Raw genomic sequence first — 14,998 nt, 5'->3', positions numbered from 1 at the left:
ACGAACACATGAGCGCTCGCAACGTTGCGGTGGTCGGCTTTGCCCACGCCCCGCATGTCCGCCGCACCGACGGCACCACCAACGGCGTCGAGATGTTGATACCGTGCTTCGCCCAGCTGTACGAGGAGCTGGGCATCGAAAGGACCGACATCGGCTTCTGGTGTTCCGGATCGTCGGATTACCTTGCCGGAAGGGCCTTTTCGTTCATCTCGGCGATCGACTCCATCGGCGCCGTTCCGCCGATCAACGAATCGCACGTCGAAATGGACGCGGCATGGGCCCTCTACGAGGCCTACATCAAAATCCTGACCGGTGAGGTCGACACCGCACTGGTGTACGGCTTCGGCAAGTCCTCGGCCGGGATCCTGCGCCAAATCCTCTCGCGGCAGACCGACCCTTACACCGTCGCGCCGCTGTGGCCCGATTCGATCTCGATGGCCGGGCTGCAGGCCCGCATCGGGCTCGACACCGGCAAGTGGACCGAGGAGCAGATGGCGCGCGTGGCCTTCGACTCCTTCGCGAACGCGCGCCGGGTCGACAAGATCGAGGGGTCGATCAGCGTGGCCGAATTGCTCGAACGGCCGTTTTACGCCGACCCGCTGCGGCGCCACGACATCGCGCCGATCACCGACGGTGCCGCGGCGATCGTGCTCGCGGCCGGCGACCGGGCACGCGAACTGCGCGAAAACCCGGCCTGGATAACGGGAATCGAGCATCGCATCGAAACCCCGTCGCTGGGCGCGCGCGACCTCACCGAGTCCCCGTCGACCAAGGCCGCGGCCCACGTGGCCACCGGCGGCAGGACCGACAACCTGGACGTGGCCGAGATCTGCGCACCCTTCACCCACCAGCACCTGATCATCGAGGAAGCCATCCGGATTCCGGGACCGACCAAGGTCAACCCGTCCGGCGGCGCTCTGGCGGCCAATCCCATGTTCGTCGCCGGCCTCGAGCGCATCGGCTTTGCAGCACAACACATCTGGAATGGTTCGGCTGAGCGGGTGCTGGCGCACGCCACCAGCGGGCCTGCGCTACAACAGAACCTGGTCGCGGTCATGGAAGGAAAGAACTGATGGCCGGTGCAGGGCCAAACATCGCTGCGGTACTAGGTACCGGACAGACGAAGTATGTCGCCAAGCGCCAGGACGTTTCGATGAACGGCCTGGTGCGCGAGGCGATCGATCGGGCGCTGGCCGACTCGGGTTGCACGTTCGACGACATCGACGCCGTCGTGGTCGGCAAGGCGCCGGACTTCTTCGAGGGCGTCATGATGCCGGAGCTGTTCATGGCCGACGCCATGGGCGCGACCGGCAAGCCGCTGATCCGGGTGCACACCGCGGGATCGGTCGGCGGCTCCACCGGCGTGGTGGCCGCCAGTCTGGTGCAGTCCGGCAAGTACCGGCGCGTGCTGGCGATGGCCTGGGAGAAGCAGTCGGAATCAAACGCGATGTGGGCGTTGTCAATTCCGATCCCCTTCATCAAGCCGGTGGGCGCCGGCGCGGGCGGCTACTTCGCCCCGCACGTGCGCTCCTACATCCGTCGCTCGGGGGCGCCGACCAACATCGGTGCCATGGTCGCGGTCAAAGACCGGCTCAACGGCGTCCGCAACCCGCTGGCGCACCTGCATCAGCCCGACATCACCGTGGAGAAGGTGATGGCGTCGCCGATGCTGTGGGACCCGATCCGTTACGACGAGACCTGCCCGTCCTCCGACGGCGCGGCGGCGGTCGTGATCGGCAACGAGGAGGCCGCCGAAGCCCGCCTGGCGCAAGGCAATCCGGTGGCATGGATTCACGCCACCGCGTTGCGCACCGAGCCGCTGCAGTTCTCCGGGCGCGACCAGGTCAGCCCGCAGGCCGGCCGTGACGCGGCCGCCGCGCTGTGGAAGGCCGCCGGCATCACGAGCCCCGTCGATGAGATCGACGCCGCGGAGATCTACGTTCCGTTCTCCTGGTTCGAGCCGATGTGGTTGGAAAACCTGGGGTTTGCGCCCGAGGGCGAAGGCTGGAAGCTCACCGAAGCGGGCGAGACCAGGATCGGCGGTCGGCTGCCGGTGAACCCGTCGGGCGGCGTGCTGTCGTCCAACCCGATCGGCGCCTCGGGCCTGATTCGCTTCGCCGAAGCGGCGATCCAGGTCATGGGCAAGGGTGGCGACCACCAAGTACCCAACGCGCGAAAGGCCTTGGGACACGCCTACGGCGGCGGCTCGCAGTACTACTCCATGTGGGTCGTCGGCGCCGACAAGCCGGCGGCCCAAAAGGTCGAGGCGTGAGCGCGCCCAAGACTGAGCATCCCGCGCACGAGGCCGGCCGCCGCTCCCGCGAGGCGGTGGCGGCCCGGGACAAGGACGCCTGGCTGGCGGTGTTCGCCGACGACGCCATCGTCGAAGACCCGATCGGCCCCTCCGCGTTTGACCCCGAAGGCAAAGGGCATCGGGGGCGCGACGCGATTTCGGCGTTCTGGGACAAGGCGATCGCCCCGACCGCGAAGATCGAGTTCGTGTTCCGCGACACGTATCAGTGCGGCAACGAGGAGGCCAACGTCGGGCACATCCTCATCACGACGGGCGAATACCAGACGACCGCCGAGGGCGTGTTCACCTACAAGGCCAACGACGAGGGCAAGCTGGTGGCCCTGCGCGCCTATTGGGAGATGGACCGCGCGGCGGCCAACACGCGCAAGGTCTAAATCGGTTCCAGCCCGGCCAGATGCCGCTGTGCGAGGTCGCGGTAGGCCTGTGGATTCAGCTTGAGCCACATCTCCGCGCCGGTGCCGGCGACCGGGCCGCGGATTTGGGCGGGGGCGCCGACCGCCAGCATCCCGGCCGGGATCTGGGTGCCGGCGGTGACCAATGAGTGCGCGGCGACCAGGCTGCGCGCGCCGATGACCGCGCCGTCCAGCACGGTGGCGTGGTTGGCGATCAGCGCCTCGGGCCCCACGTGCACCCCGTGGACGACGCACAGGTGCGCCACGGTCGCGCCAGGACCGATGTCGACCGGGATACCGGGCGGGGCATGCAGCACCGATCCGTCCTGCACGTTGGCGCCCTCCCGGACCACGATGGGCGCGTAGTCGCCACGCAGGACGGCGTTGAACCAGATCGAGGCCCCCGCCTCCACGACAACGTCGCCGATCAGAGTGGCCGTGGGGGCCACGAAAGCGGTGGGATCGACCCGTGGTGACCGGCCCTCGAATGCAAACAGCGGCATCGTTTACATATACCCCAGCACGCATATGTCCCAGCCAGGCTCGCCGTCGTTGCGCGCCCCCGCCGCAAAACTGTAACGTGTTCTAGTTAGAGGGCTACGAGTTGGAGGTGACAGGTGAGTACCGACACCAAGGCGGTCGGCATCCGGGAGATTGATCCCGGCGCGTTGCCGACCAGGTACGCCCGCGGCTGGCACTGCCTGGGCGTCGCGAAGGACTTTCAGGACGGTAAGCCGCATTCGATCGAGGCTTTCGGCACCAAGCTTGTGGTCTTCGCCGACTCCCACGGGGACATCAAGGTCCTCGACGGCTATTGCCGACACATGGGCGGAGACCTGTCGGAGGGCACCATCAAGGGCGACGAGGTCGCCTGCCCGTTCCACGACTGGCGCTGGGGCGGTGATGGCCGCTGCAAGCTGGTGCCGTACGCCAAGCGCACGCCGAAGACGGCCCGCACCCGGTCGTGGGCGACCGATGTGCGCGGCGGCCTGCTGTTCGTCTGGCACGACCACGAAAACAATCCGCCGGACCCCGCCGTGCAGATTCCGGACATCCCGGAAGCCCACAGCGACGAGTGGACCGAGTGGCGGTGGAACAGCATCCTCATCGAGGGGTCCAACTGCCGCGACATCATCGACAACGTCACCGACATGGCGCACTTCTTCTACATCCATTTCGGATTGCCGACGTACTTCAAGAACGTGTTCGAGGGGCACATCGCGTCGCAGTACCTGCACAACGTGGGCCGGCCCGATGTCAACGATCTCGGCACGTCTTACGGTGAGGCGCACCTGGATTCCGAGGCGTCCTACTTCGGCCCGTCGTTCATGATCAACTGGCTGCACAACAGCTACGGCGGCTACAAGGCCGAGTCGATCCTGATCAACTGCCACTACCCGGTCACCCAGAACTCGTTCGTGCTGCAGTGGGGTGTCATCGTCGAAAAGCCCAAGGGCATGGACGAAAAGATGACCGACAAGCTGGCGAAGGTGTTCACCGAGGGTGTCAGCAAGGGCTTCCTGCAGGACGTCGAGATCTGGAAGCACAAGACTCGCATCGACAATCCGCTGCTGGTCGAAGAGGACGGCGCGGTCTACCAGCTGCGCCGCTGGTATCAGCAGTTCTACGTCGACGTCGCCGACATCGAGCCGGAAATGGTGGAACGCTTCGAGATCGAGGTCGACACCACCCGCGCCAACGAGTACTGGAATTCCGAGGTCTCCGAGAACCTCAAGGCCAAGGAATCCGAAGACGTTCCGGCGGAGCAGCACTAAGGACCCCATGGGCGACGATCAGCCGCAGGTACCTGACGTCGATCGGCTTGCGCGATCGATGTTGGCGCTGCACGGCGATCATCACGACCACGAGGAGAAGCCGGGCCGCGACAGCGGCTCCGGATCGTGGTCGAAGTCAAGGGATTTCGCCAACGATCCGCAGCGCGCGGCCGCCGTGGCCGAAGCCAGCCGCGCCGACCGTGAGCGCTACCTCAACTCGGGCCTGCTGCCGGTGGACTGCCGCTTCTGCCACGTCCGCGTCACGGTGCGCAGGCTTGGCCCCGGACACACTGCGGTGCAATGGAACACCGAGGCGTGGCAGCGCTGCGCGCACTTCACCGAAGTGCGGGAGGCCGGCGGTGACACCGCGCGCACCCGGTCCTGCCCCAAACTGAGCGACAGCATCGAGCATGCCGTCGCCGAGGGCTACCTCGACGACGATCCGGACGCAGACTGACTCCGCGAGACTGTAACTACCGACGGCGCCACTCGGGAAATGTGTCGCCAGTTGCAGTCTCGCGACGGATCACAGGCCCGCGAACCGCTCCTTGACCGTCTCGGTGCTGAGGCCATAGTCGGCCAGCGAGTAGGTGTGCTTGGGCGCCCGCTCGCCGGACCGGCTGTCGGCATGGGTCTTTTCCATGGCGGCTTTGGCCTCTTCGGTCAGGGTCAGGCCGAAGTGCCGGTAGATGTCGGCCACGGTGCCCATCGGGTCGGCGATCAATTCCTTGTAGTCGACGTCGTAGAACTGGTCCGGGCTGTATCTGGCCCGGGCGGTGTTGAACCGCTCCAACCCCCGCGACCAGGTTTCCATTGCGTCAGCACCGATTTGGGCGCCTGTGAACGTCGTCGACCAGCCCTCGGCGGTGTGCTGCGCGAGCGAGCACATCGAGGCCATGATCGTTTCGACCGGCCGATGGGTCTGGATCACCAGCGCGTCGGGGTAGGTCGCCATCAACGCGTCCAACGCGAACAGGTGACTGGGATTCTTCAGCACCCACCGCTTGTCGGCGTCGTTGAGCCCGATCAGCTGAAGGTTCTTGCGGTGCCGCCGATATGACGGCGTCCAGTCCTGCTCGGAGAGCCACTGCGCGTAGCTCGGCAGGTGCGCCAGCGTTTCGTAGGACACCGAGTGCAGCGACTGCCGCAGCAGCTGCCAGCACTCCTCCAGCTCGTAGGCGGCCATGAAGTGCAGCCCGGTGTAGCCGGGGTTTTCCTGGTGGTGCTGGGTGAATTGCGCGTCGAGCTGGCGATACAGCGGGTGCGACTCCCAAGTCTCGCGCGGGGGGCGCGGTTGCGGGAATTCCGCCAGCCACATGTGCAGGCCCTGATGCGCGGGATCGGCGCCCAGGAGCCGGTGCAGCGCCGTGGTTCCGGTGCGCACCAGACCGGTGACGAAGATGGGGCGTTCGATGGCAACGTCGGCGTACTGCGGGTACTGCTTCCAGGCGGCCTCGGACAGCAACCGCGCCACCAGCGCCCCACGCAGGAAGAAGCGATTCATCTTGCTGCCCAACACCGTAAGCCCGGCCTCGGTCCGGTAGGAGTCCAGCAGCACCGAGAGCGCTTCGCGATAGTTGTCGTCGTCGACGCCGAAGTCGTCGAGCCCTGTCAGCTTGGTGGCCGATGCGTGGAGCTCGTCGACGGTACCGATATCGGTGCGATCACTCATTGTTGCGCCGCTTCCTCCTCATCGCTTCTGCATCGTCAGCGCCGACATCACGTGTGATACTCCCCGCAGTTGACGTCCAATGTCTGGCCGGTGATGCCGCTGGACAGATCGCTGGCCATGAACAGGATCGCCGAGGCAACCTCGTCCTCGGTTGGCAGCCGCTTCAGATCGGAGCCGGCCGCGGTGGCCTCGTAGATCTGCTCGGCCGTGGTGCCGTACTTGCCGGCCTGGTGGTTGAAGTAGCCCTGCAATGTCTCGCCCCAGATATAGCCGGGTGCAACGGAATTGACCCGGATCCCCTGCTCGCCCAGCTCGGTGGCCAGCGAATGCGACATGGACAGCAGCGCCGACTTGGCCATCTTGTAGGCGCCGTACTTCGCCTGCGAGTGCCGCAACACCATGGAGTTGACGTTGACGATCGAGCCCTTCGACTCGGCCAGCGCCGGCGTGAACCCCTGGATGAGCCGCAGTGCGCCGAGCGCGCTGAGTTCGATCGCGTCGCGGATATGCTGAAAGCTGGTGCCGGAGAACGGTTTCAGCGACGGCACCCGGAATGCGTTGTTGATCAGCACGTCGACCTTGCCGTAGGCCTCCAAGGTGGCATCGACCAGGTTGCTCACCTGGTCGTCCTCGGTGATGTCCGTGCGCACCGTCGTCGCCCGGCCTCCGAGGTCGGCGATCTGCTTGGCGACGTCGTCCAGGCGTTCCGGCGTGCGGGCCGCCAGCACCAGGTCGGCACCTTCTCGCGTGCATCGGTGCGCCAGCGTCGTGCCCAGACCCGGGCCGACGCCGCTGATCACCACTACCTTGCCGTCGAGCAACTTCGTCATCCCAGCATCCTCGCCTGAATTTGTTGGTGGCGCAACGCAATACGCGCGCGCCAGTCGCCCTCTGAGATCTTGTTGTGATCGTAGTACGGCAACGCGGCCGGAACCTTGTCGATGTCGACCACCTCGACGCTCGGACCGTCGGCATCGGTGAGCTCACGCGACACCCGCTGCCAGCGGAACTGCAGGAAGCCCCGCCGATGGCCGAGCGTCTCGACCCAGTTGGTCACTCCCGGGTTCTGGTCGGCGACGACGATGCGCACCTTGCCGTCCGGATCCGCCTGCGCCTGCGTGTTGTTCAGCGAAGTCTGGTGGTTGATGTAGTCCAGCGAGATGTACCAGAGGCTGCCCAGCTGGAAGCCGAGGTAGGGCGCGTCGGTGACCGGGATGGTGATGACCATCGCCTGATCCGGTCGCAGGTCGAAGTGCCCGACCGACGAGTACTGTGTGGCCAGTCCGCCCGGAGTCAGCCGCGGCGCCACCATGGTGTTGACCGGCAGGTCGAGATAAAACCATTGCGGGAATTGCAGCCAGGTCTTCACTCGCTGGACAAGCTGCTTTCCCGCCGTGGCGTAACGCTTTTCGATGAGCTCGCGGGTCAGCGGCGGCGGTGCGGTGCCCGCCGTGTCGAGCCGCGAGATCGCCAGCGTGCCGCGCTGGGCCGACCAGTCCCCGTACACCTCGCGGATCACCAATTGTCCGGGGCTGGTGGGTCGCACCCGCCACTCGAAGCTGCCGTCGGGCGCGATCTCGAGCTCGCGATCGTCGAACGCGGCCTGGCTGACGGGCACGAAGTCGTCCGTGTATTCGCCGCCGAGTAGCTGGAAACTCAAATCGGTGGTGGTTCCGCGCCTGCCGGTGACCACGTAATCGTGGTTGGCGTGCACCCGGGTACCGAAGTAGAGGGTGTCGGGGTTGTCCAGGCCCATCTTGGTGAACGGCCCGGTACCCGACTGCAGGAAGGGATGGTCGCGGTCGTAGTCCACGGCCAGATGGATGCAGGCCGAGATGCAGCCGGCCAGGTACTGCAACCCTTCGAGGAGGTCGGCTTCGGTCTCGATGAACGGCGCATCGGCCACCAGCTGTTCGGCCTCAGCGATCGCTTGGGTGAGCGGGCCGGAAAAGGAATTTGCGGACACGCCTAGACGCTAGAACGTGTTCTACTTTTTCGTCAATGGCGAACATTCCGGCGCGTCGGCCGCGGGGTTCAAGGACGAGGCAGCTTCGCTACGGCGGGCAGGCGTGGGACAGCTCGATCAGGTGCTGGCGCACGTCGGGATGCCGGTTCAGGTAGTCGATCACGCTGCCGTTACCGCCCTCGCCCTTTGACTTGTCGATCAGTTGCTGGTGGAGGTCGGGATGGCGCTGCAGGTACGAGTCGATGGAACTACCCACGTCCTGATTACACCCGGGATCCGCGTTGGCCACCGGCAGCGCGATCAACGTTGCCGCGGTGGCGGTTAGTAGCCCCCCGACGAGCAGGCCGTGCAGCCCACGGCGGCGGGCGCCGACTGTCTTGGATGTGCTCATGCGCGCCAGGTTACTCGCGCTACCTTTGCGTGCCCTGTGTGTGCTAGCGAGCGGTCGCGGCGCCGCTTTCCTGCTCGCGCTTGATCTCCAGCGCGATGTCGATCAGCTGGTCCTCCTGGCCGCCGATGAGCTTGCGCTGGCCGGCCCGGTGCAACAGCTCATGCGGCGGGACGCCGTAGCGCTCACCCTGGCGGATGGCGTGCTTGAGGAAGCTGGAGTAGACCCCGGAGTAGCCCATGATGAGGGCGTTGCGGTCGAGCAGGCACTCGGCGGGCATGGCGGGGGCGACGACCTCTTCCGCGGCGTCGGCGATGTCGAAGAAGTCGATGCCGGTTTTGACGCCGATCTTGTCGAACACCCCGATCAGCGCCTCGACGGGCGCGTTGCCCGCCCCGGCGCCGAAGCGGCGGCACGAGCCGTCGATCTGCTTGGCGCCGGCGCGCACGGCCTCGACGCTGTTGGCCACCCCGAGTCCGAGGTTCTCGTGGCCGTGGAAGCCGACCTGGGCGTCGTCGCCGAGTTCGGCGACCAGCGCGGCGACCCGGTCCCGCACGCCTTCGAGGACCAGCGCCCCGGCCGAGTCGACCACGTAGACGCACTGGCAGCCGGCATCGGCCATGATGCGGGCCTGGGCGGCCAGCTTCTCCGGGGAGATGGTGTGGCTCATCATCAAGAAGCCGACGGTTTCCAGGCCGAGTTCGCGGGCCAGGCCGAAGTGCTGGATCGAGACGTCGGCCTCGGTGCAGTGCGTGGCGATCCGGCAGATCGAGCCGCCGTTGTTCTGGGCCTCTTTGATGTCCTCCTTGGTGCCCACACCGGGCAGCATCAAGAAGGCGATCTTGGCCTCTTTGGCGGTTTCGGCGGCGAGCTTGATCAGCTCCTGCTCGGGGGTCTTGGAGAACCCGTAGTTGAAGCTCGAGCCGCCCAGCCCGTCGCCGTGGGTGACCTCGATGACGGGCACACCCGCGGCGTCCAGGGCGGCCACGATGGCGCCGACCTCGTCCTTGGTGAACTGGTGGCGTTTGTGGTGCGAGCCGTCGCGCAGCGACGTGTCGGTCATCCGGACGTCCCAGACCGGGTTGAAGAAGATGTCGGTGGTACTCATGCTTGCGCTCCTCCGGCCGTCGCGGTCAAGGATTCCTTGGCGATCTCCTCGCCGACCTTGGTCGCCGCGGCGGTCATGATGTCCAGGTTGCCCGCATAGGGGGGCAGGTAATCGCCGGCGCCCTCGACTTCGACGAACGTGGTGACCAGCGCCTGGCCTCCGGAGTTGATCGACGGATCGTCGAACTGGGGTTCGTTGAGCAGCCGGTAGCCGGGCACGTAGGTCTGCACCTCGGCGACCACGTCGTGGATGGATTGGGCGACCGCGTCGCGGTCGGCGTCCTCGGGGAGGGCGCAGAAGATGGTGTCGCGCATGATCATCGGCGGGTCGGCCGGGTTCAAGATGATGATCGCCTTGCCGCGGGCGGCACCGCCGATGGTCTCCACGCCCTTGCTGGTGGTCTTGGTGAACTCGTCGATGTTGGCCCGGGTGCCCGGCCCCGCCGACAGCGAGGCGACCGAGGCGACGATCTCGGCATACGGCACGCCACCGAGGTCGGCGACCGCGCGCGACACCGCGTACACGATCGGAATGGTGGCCTGGCCACCGCAGGTGATCATGTTGACGTTCGGCGCATCCAGGTGCTGGCGCAGGTTGGCCGGCGGGATCACCGCCGGACCCACCGCGGCCGGCGTCAGGTCGATGGCCCGGATGCCGGCGGCCTCGTACTTGGGTGCGGCGTCGCGGTGCACGTAGGCGCTGGTCGCCTCGAAGACCAGGTCGGGTTTGTCCGACTGCGCCAACAGCCAGTCCACGCCCTCGTGGGTGGTCTCCAAACCCAGCTTGCGGGCCCGCGCCAGACCCTCGCTTTCGGGGTCGATGCCGACCATCCAGCGCGGCTCCAGCCAGTCCGACCGCAACAACTTGTAGAGCAGGTCAGTGCTGATGTTGCCCGACCCGACAATGGCCACACTCGCCTTGGACGGCATGATGCCCCTTTTCGAACTACTGAGATTTAAGTTGGTCGATTTAATTCGAGCCTATTCGAACGCCAGACGCACCGAACCGAGGCCTGCGAAGTCGGCGACGAACTCGTCGCCGGGGTGCGCGTCGATCGCCCGCGTGCACGATCCGGGCAGCACGACGTCGCCCTTGCGTAACCGCACGCCGAACCCGTCCACCTTGCGGGCCAGCCACGCCACCGCGGTGACGGGGTTGCCCAGCACCGCGTCGGTGCGGCCCTCCGCGACGACCTCGCCGTTGCAGCGCAGCACCGCGTCGATCCCCTTGACGTCGATGTCGCGGGGGGACACCCGGGCCTGACCCAGCACGAAACCGGCCGACGACGCGTTATCGGCGATGGTGTCGCACAGCTCGATCTTCCAGTCGGTGATCCGGGTGTCGATCAACTCGATGGACGGGACCAGCGCCTCGGTGGCCGCCAGTACGTCGTCCTCCGTGCAACCGGCCCCCGGCAGGTCCGCGTTCAACACGAAACCGACCTCGACCTCCACCCGCGGATACAGGTAGCGGTTCGCCTTGACCGGGGTGTCTTCGAACAGCTGCATCTCGTCGAGCAAATGCCCGTAGTCGGGCTCGTCGACGCCCATCATCTGCTGGATCGCCAACGACGACAGCCCCACCTTGTGGCCCAGCACGCGGGCGCCCTCGGCGACCCGCTGGCGGATGTTGATCAGCTGAATCTCGTAGGCGTCGACGACGTCGATGTCCGGATAGGCGGCGGTCAGCGGCGGGATCGGCTCACCGCTGCGCTCAGCCTGCGCCAAGTCGGCAGCGAGCTCGTCGCGGGTAGCAACACTGAGCATTTCTCTACGTCTCCTCGTACGGTCGACCGGGCCAGTAGCGGCCGCCCCGGGCAATTCTATAACGTGTTCTACATGTCAGCGCAGGAGTACGACGTCGTCGTGGTCGGGAGCGGCGGGGCCGGCATGGTGGCCGCCCTTACCGCCGCTCACCGGGGTCTTTCCACAATAGTCATCGAAAAGGCCCCGCACTTTGGCGGCTCGACCGCACGCTCGGGCGGCGGCGTTTGGATCCCAAATAACGAAGTGCTCAAGCGTGACGGGGTCAAGGACACCGCGGAAGCCGCCCGCACGTATCTGCACGGGATCATCGGCAACGTCGTCGAGCCGGAACGCATCGACACCTACCTCGAGCGCGGGCCCGAGATGTTGTCGTTCGTGCTCAAGCACACGCCGCTGAAGATGTGCTGGGTGCCGAAGTACTCCGATTACTACCCCGAGTCGCCGGGCGGGCGCGCGGAGGGCCGCTCGATCGAGCCGAAGCCGTTCAACGCCCGCAAGCTCGGGGCCGACGAGCGCGGCCTGGAGCCCGCGTACGGCAAAGTGCCGCTCAACGTCGTGGTGATGCAACAGGATTACGTGCGGTTGAACCAGCTGAAGCGGCACCCGCGCGGCGTGCTGCGCAGCCTGAAGGTCGGCGCCCGCACGATGTGGGCCAAGGCGACCGGCAAGAACCTCGTCGGCATGGGCCGGGCGCTGATCGGGCCGCTGCGAATCGGGTTGCAACGGGCCGGTGTTCCGGTGGTGCTCAACACCGCCCTCACCGACCTGTACGTCGACGACGGCGTGGTGCGCGGGGTCTACGTACGCGGCGCCGGCGAAGCCGAATCGGGTGAGCCCCAACTGATCCGGGCCCGTCGCGGCGTGATCCTGGCGTCGGGCGGGTTCGAGCACAACGAACAGATGCGGGTCAAGTACCAGCGCGCGCCGATCACCACCGAATGGACCGTCGGCGCGGTGGCAAACACCGGCGACGGCATCGTCGCCGCCGAAAAGCTGGGCGCCGGACTCGAATTGATGGAAGACGCCTGGTGGGGGCCCACCGTCCCGTTGGTCGGTGCGCCGTGGTTCGCACTGTCGGAGCGCAACTCGCCGGGATCGATCATCGTCAACATGTCCGGCAAACGGTTCATGAACGAGTCGATGCCCTACGTGGAAGCCTGCCATCACATGTACGGCGGCGAATACGGCCAGGGGCCGGGGCCGGGTGAGAACATTCCCGCGTGGCTGGTCTTCGACCAGCAGTACCGCGACCGCTACATCTTCGCGGGATTGCAACCTGGACAACGCATTCCGCGTAAGTGGCTGGAGTCGGGCGTCATCATCACGGCCGACACGCTGGCGGAGCTGGCGACCAAGGCCGGACTCCCGGTGGACGAATTCACCGCGACCGTGGAACGTTTCAACGGTTTCGCGCGCTCCGGTGTGGACGCGGACTTCCAGCGCGGCGAGAGCGCCTACGACAGGTACTACGGCGACCCGACCAACAAGCCCAACCCCAACCTCGGCGAGATCAGCCACGCGCCGTACTACGCCGCCAAGATGGTGCCCGGCGACCTGGGGACCAAGGGCGGAATCCGCACCGATGTCCACGGCCGGGCGCTGCGCGACGACGGCAGTATCATCGAAGGGCTTTACGCCGCGGGCAATGTCAGTGCCCCGGTGATGGGCCACACGTATCCCGGTCCGGGTGGCACCATCGGTCCGGCCATGACGTTCGGCTACCTGGCGGCATTGCATATAGCGGGAGAGAACTGAAATGCCTATCGACGTAGACGTCGCGCTGAACGCCGAGCTGGATCCCATCGAATTCTCTTGGGCCAGTAGCGATGTGCAGCTTTACCACCTCGGGCTGGGCGCGGGCGCCGATCCGATGGATCCGCGCGAGCTGCGCTACCTGGTCGACGACACCCCGCAGGTGCTGCCCACGTTCGGCAACGTGGCCGCCACCTTCCACGCCACGAAACCGCCAACCGTGCAGTTCCCGGGCATCGACATCGAACTGGGCAAGGTGCTGCACGCCAGCGAGCGGGTGGAGGTGCCCGGGCCGTTGCCGCCGTCGGGCTCGGCGAAGGCCGTCACCCGGTTCACGGACATCTGGGACAAGGGCAAGGCCGCGGTGATCTGGAGCGAGACCACGGTGACCGCGCCGGACGGCACGCTGTTGTGGACGCAGCGACGGTCCATCTTCGCCCGCGGCGAAGGCGGTTTCGGTGGTGAGCGCGGGCCGTCGGGGGGCGACGCCGCGCCCGACCGCGCCCCCGATCTCGAGGTCGACGTGCCGATCCTGCCGCAGCAGGCGCTGCTCTACCGGCTGTGCGGCGACCGCAACCCGCTGCACTCCGATCCCGAATTCGCCGCTGCCGCAGGCTTTTCGCAGCCCATCCTGCATGGGCTGTGCACGTACGGGATGACCTGCAAGGCGATCACCGACGCGCTGCTCGACGGTGACACCGCCGCGGTGGCCGCCTACGGTGCGCGTTTCGCCGGGGTGGCATTCCCCGGCGAGACGCTCAAGGTCGGCATCTGGAAGGAGAGCGGCCGGTTTGTGGCCAGCGTCGTCGCGCCCTCGCGCGACAACGCCGTCGTGCTCTCCGGCGTCGAGCTGGTCCCGGCGTAGGGTTCCGGCCCTTCCGCCGAGCTCCAGCGCGCGGCTAGCTTCACGTTCGCGCTCTACTGTGCGGCCAGCTTCACGTTCGGCTGGCGCGGGCCGCTCGGACCCGACGAACGATATCGGCCGGTCGATTCCCAGCCACCACCCGGATTATCGTCCATCCACGACGCTGCATTCTCTCTAATCGCGTGATGTCCCAGTTGTATTGCGAACGATCGCTGCGATGGTGGTCGCCGTCGTACTCAACAGCGACTTTGACATCCTCCCAACCCATATCCAGATAGCCGATCACGCTGGCGAATTCGTCGAGCACCGGGATCTGTGTCTGCGGCTTCGGCAGGCCGGCTTGGATCAAGACAACGCGCAGCCACGACTCCTTGGGTGACTGGGCCCCAGCGTCGAATAGCTCCAACGCATGTCGTGCTCGCGCAATACCCCTGCGTCCCGCATACCTGCGACCCAACAAGTCGATATCCGCTGCTTTGATCTCCGTCGCTCGGGCGAGCGCATCGATGCCCGCAACAGCAGCCATGAGCGGGTACCAGCAACCCAGATCGAGTGCGGTCCTTGCCGGTGTCGTGACCGGCACCCCGCCAATGATTTCGACTTCGTCGTCCTCGATGAAATCGCCATGCACCTGGATTCCCGGAACGCGGTGGCGATTGTCGTGGATCAGCTCCACCACCCGCCGGTCATCCACCCACTTGCTGCCGTGTAGGGCCGCCGCCGAAAATCCCGCGACCACTCCCCGACGCCCGGCCCACAACCACCCCGCCTTCGCCCTCAGTGCCGCCGTGACGTCGGTGTCGGGATCGACGTAGACATCGCGGAACAACCGCATGTAGCGCGTGTACAGCCGGCTTTTGGTCACGATGCCACGCGCAACCGCCTCACTGCCTATGAACGGCTCGGCCATGACCGCAGCGTTGCATGCGACCGCTAGGGCGTCACTTCAGTTGACGAACGTGAAGCTAGTTTCACGTTCGTCGTCGAGCGTGCGGCTAGT

General features: G+C 66.4%; 16 protein-coding genes. 7 read left to right on the top strand and 9 right to left on the bottom strand.

The window, feature by feature from the left end:
• Positions 1-8 precede the first annotated feature (8 nt).
• The 3 genes from AC0KTM_RS27690 to AC0KTM_RS27680 are packed head-to-tail and all read left to right on the top strand — an operon-like array spanning position 9 to position 2,688.
• Positions 9-1,073 (top strand): thiolase domain-containing protein, encoded by a 1,065-nt coding sequence (locus AC0KTM_RS27690; RefSeq protein WP_225326285.1) that lies wholly within the window; start codon positions 9-11, stop codon positions 1,071-1,073.
• On the top strand, positions 1,073-2,272 hold the full coding sequence (locus tag AC0KTM_RS27685) for a thiolase domain-containing protein (protein WP_225326284.1): 1,200 nt from the start codon (positions 1,073-1,075) through the stop codon (positions 2,270-2,272). Before AC0KTM_RS27690 ends, AC0KTM_RS27685 begins: the two co-directional genes overlap by 1 nt.
• Positions 2,269-2,688 carry a nuclear transport factor 2 family protein gene (locus tag AC0KTM_RS27680; protein WP_225326283.1) on the top strand — a complete coding sequence of 140 codons (420 nt, stop codon included), beginning with the start codon at positions 2,269-2,271 and terminating at the stop codon, positions 2,686-2,688. The genes AC0KTM_RS27685 and AC0KTM_RS27680 overlap by 4 nt, the downstream gene beginning before the upstream one ends.
• Here the strand turns inward: AC0KTM_RS27680 and AC0KTM_RS27675 are convergent.
• Positions 2,685-3,209, bottom strand: coding sequence for a gamma carbonic anhydrase family protein (locus AC0KTM_RS27675; RefSeq protein ID WP_225326282.1), 525 nt, complete (start codon positions 3,207-3,209; stop codon positions 2,685-2,687). The two genes, AC0KTM_RS27680 and AC0KTM_RS27675, sit on opposite strands and share 4 nt — an antisense overlap.
• Positions 3,210-3,323: 114 nt before the next feature.
• On the opposite strand from AC0KTM_RS27675, the gene AC0KTM_RS27670 reads away from it, so the two are divergent.
• Positions 3,324-4,481, top strand: a complete 1,158-nt coding sequence (locus AC0KTM_RS27670; RefSeq protein ID WP_225326281.1) for a Rieske 2Fe-2S domain-containing protein — start codon at positions 3,324-3,326, stop codon at positions 4,479-4,481.
• 7 nt (positions 4,482-4,488) lie between these two features.
• On the top strand, positions 4,489-4,938 hold the full coding sequence (locus tag AC0KTM_RS27665) for a hypothetical protein (protein WP_225326280.1): 450 nt from the start codon (positions 4,489-4,491) through the stop codon (positions 4,936-4,938).
• Positions 4,939-5,007: 69 nt separating this feature from the next.
• Here the strand turns inward: AC0KTM_RS27665 and AC0KTM_RS27660 are convergent, their stop codons facing one another.
• From AC0KTM_RS27660 to AC0KTM_RS27630, 7 genes are all read right to left on the bottom strand, one after another.
• Positions 5,008-6,153 (bottom strand): sulfotransferase family protein, encoded by a 1,146-nt coding sequence (locus AC0KTM_RS27660; RefSeq protein WP_238955694.1) that lies wholly within the window; start codon positions 6,151-6,153, stop codon positions 5,008-5,010.
• Between the two features lie 47 nt (positions 6,154-6,200).
• Positions 6,201-6,983, bottom strand: a complete 783-nt coding sequence (locus tag AC0KTM_RS27655; RefSeq protein ID WP_225326278.1) for an SDR family oxidoreductase — start codon at positions 6,981-6,983, stop codon at positions 6,201-6,203.
• On the bottom strand, positions 6,980-8,119 hold the full coding sequence (locus AC0KTM_RS27650; protein ID WP_225326277.1) for a hypothetical protein: 1,140 nt from the start codon (positions 8,117-8,119) through the stop codon (positions 6,980-6,982). The genes AC0KTM_RS27655 and AC0KTM_RS27650 overlap by 4 nt, the downstream gene beginning before the upstream one ends.
• An 88-nt stretch (positions 8,120-8,207) precedes the next feature.
• Positions 8,208-8,510 carry a hypothetical protein gene (locus AC0KTM_RS27645; protein WP_225326276.1) on the bottom strand — a complete coding sequence of 101 codons (303 nt, stop codon included), beginning with the start codon at positions 8,508-8,510 and terminating at the stop codon, positions 8,208-8,210.
• 43 nt (positions 8,511-8,553) lie between these two features.
• On the bottom strand, positions 8,554-9,615 hold the full coding sequence (gene dmpG / locus AC0KTM_RS27640; protein ID WP_225326275.1) for a 4-hydroxy-2-oxovalerate aldolase: 1,062 nt from the start codon (positions 9,613-9,615) through the stop codon (positions 8,554-8,556).
• On the bottom strand, positions 9,612-10,544 hold the full coding sequence (locus AC0KTM_RS27635; protein ID WP_225326274.1) for an acetaldehyde dehydrogenase (acetylating): 933 nt from the start codon (positions 10,542-10,544) through the stop codon (positions 9,612-9,614). Before AC0KTM_RS27635 ends, dmpG begins: the two co-directional genes overlap by 4 nt.
• A gap of 51 nt (positions 10,545-10,595) precedes the next feature.
• On the bottom strand, positions 10,596-11,381 hold the full coding sequence (locus AC0KTM_RS27630) for a 2-keto-4-pentenoate hydratase (protein WP_225326273.1): 786 nt from the start codon (positions 11,379-11,381) through the stop codon (positions 10,596-10,598).
• Positions 11,382-11,453: 72 nt separating this feature from the next.
• Here AC0KTM_RS27630 and kstD point away from each other — a divergent pair, with 72 nt between their 5' ends.
• Together kstD and AC0KTM_RS27620 are read left to right on the top strand one after the other, a co-directional pair.
• Entirely contained in the window at positions 11,454-13,136 is a 1,683-nt protein-coding gene (gene kstD, locus AC0KTM_RS27625; RefSeq protein WP_225326272.1) for a 3-oxosteroid 1-dehydrogenase, read from the top strand.
• A gap of 1 nt (position 13,137) precedes the next feature.
• On the top strand, positions 13,138-13,998 hold the full coding sequence (locus AC0KTM_RS27620) for a MaoC family dehydratase (protein WP_225326271.1): 861 nt from the start codon (positions 13,138-13,140) through the stop codon (positions 13,996-13,998).
• A gap of 70 nt (positions 13,999-14,068) precedes the next feature.
• Here the strand turns inward: AC0KTM_RS27620 and AC0KTM_RS27615 are convergent, their stop codons facing one another.
• Positions 14,069-14,908, bottom strand: coding sequence for a hypothetical protein (locus tag AC0KTM_RS27615; RefSeq protein ID WP_225326270.1), 840 nt, complete (start codon positions 14,906-14,908; stop codon positions 14,069-14,071).
• Positions 14,909-14,998 lie beyond the last annotated feature (90 nt).

The sequence above is a fragment of the Mycobacterium sp. NTMscope_Eco_3 genome (assembly GCF_976985685.1).
The sequence above is the reverse complement of the archived record's forward strand: the minus strand, read 5'-3'. Positions and strand labels throughout refer to the sequence as shown.

Coding starts and splice junctions, on each gene's coding strand:
- AC0KTM_RS27690 (WP_225326285.1), top strand. CDS start 9: ATGAGCGCTCGCAACGTTGCGGTGGTCGGCTTTGCCCACGCCCCGCAT.
- AC0KTM_RS27685 (WP_225326284.1), top strand. CDS start 1,073: ATGGCCGGTGCAGGGCCAAACATCGCTGCGGTACTAGGTACCGGACAG.
- AC0KTM_RS27675 (WP_225326282.1), bottom strand. CDS start 3,209: ATGCCGCTGTTTGCATTCGAGGGCCGGTCACCACGGGTCGATCCCACC.
- AC0KTM_RS27665 (WP_225326280.1), top strand. CDS start 4,489: ATGGGCGACGATCAGCCGCAGGTACCTGACGTCGATCGGCTTGCGCGA.
- AC0KTM_RS27660 (WP_238955694.1), bottom strand. CDS start 6,153: ATGAGTGATCGCACCGATATCGGTACCGTCGACGAGCTCCACGCATCG.
- AC0KTM_RS27655 (WP_225326278.1), bottom strand. CDS start 6,983: ATGACGAAGTTGCTCGACGGCAAGGTAGTGGTGATCAGCGGCGTCGGC.
- AC0KTM_RS27645 (WP_225326276.1), bottom strand. CDS start 8,510: ATGAGCACATCCAAGACAGTCGGCGCCCGCCGCCGTGGGCTGCACGGC.
- dmpG (WP_225326275.1), bottom strand. CDS start 9,615: ATGAGTACCACCGACATCTTCTTCAACCCGGTCTGGGACGTCCGGATG.
- AC0KTM_RS27635 (WP_225326274.1), bottom strand. CDS start 10,544: ATGCCGTCCAAGGCGAGTGTGGCCATTGTCGGGTCGGGCAACATCAGC.
- AC0KTM_RS27630 (WP_225326273.1), bottom strand. CDS start 11,381: ATGCTCAGTGTTGCTACCCGCGACGAGCTCGCTGCCGACTTGGCGCAG.
- kstD (WP_225326272.1), top strand. CDS start 11,454: ATGTCAGCGCAGGAGTACGACGTCGTCGTGGTCGGGAGCGGCGGGGCC.
- AC0KTM_RS27620 (WP_225326271.1), top strand. CDS start 13,138: ATGCCTATCGACGTAGACGTCGCGCTGAACGCCGAGCTGGATCCCATC.
- AC0KTM_RS27615 (WP_225326270.1), bottom strand. CDS start 14,908: ATGGCCGAGCCGTTCATAGGCAGTGAGGCGGTTGCGCGTGGCATCGTG.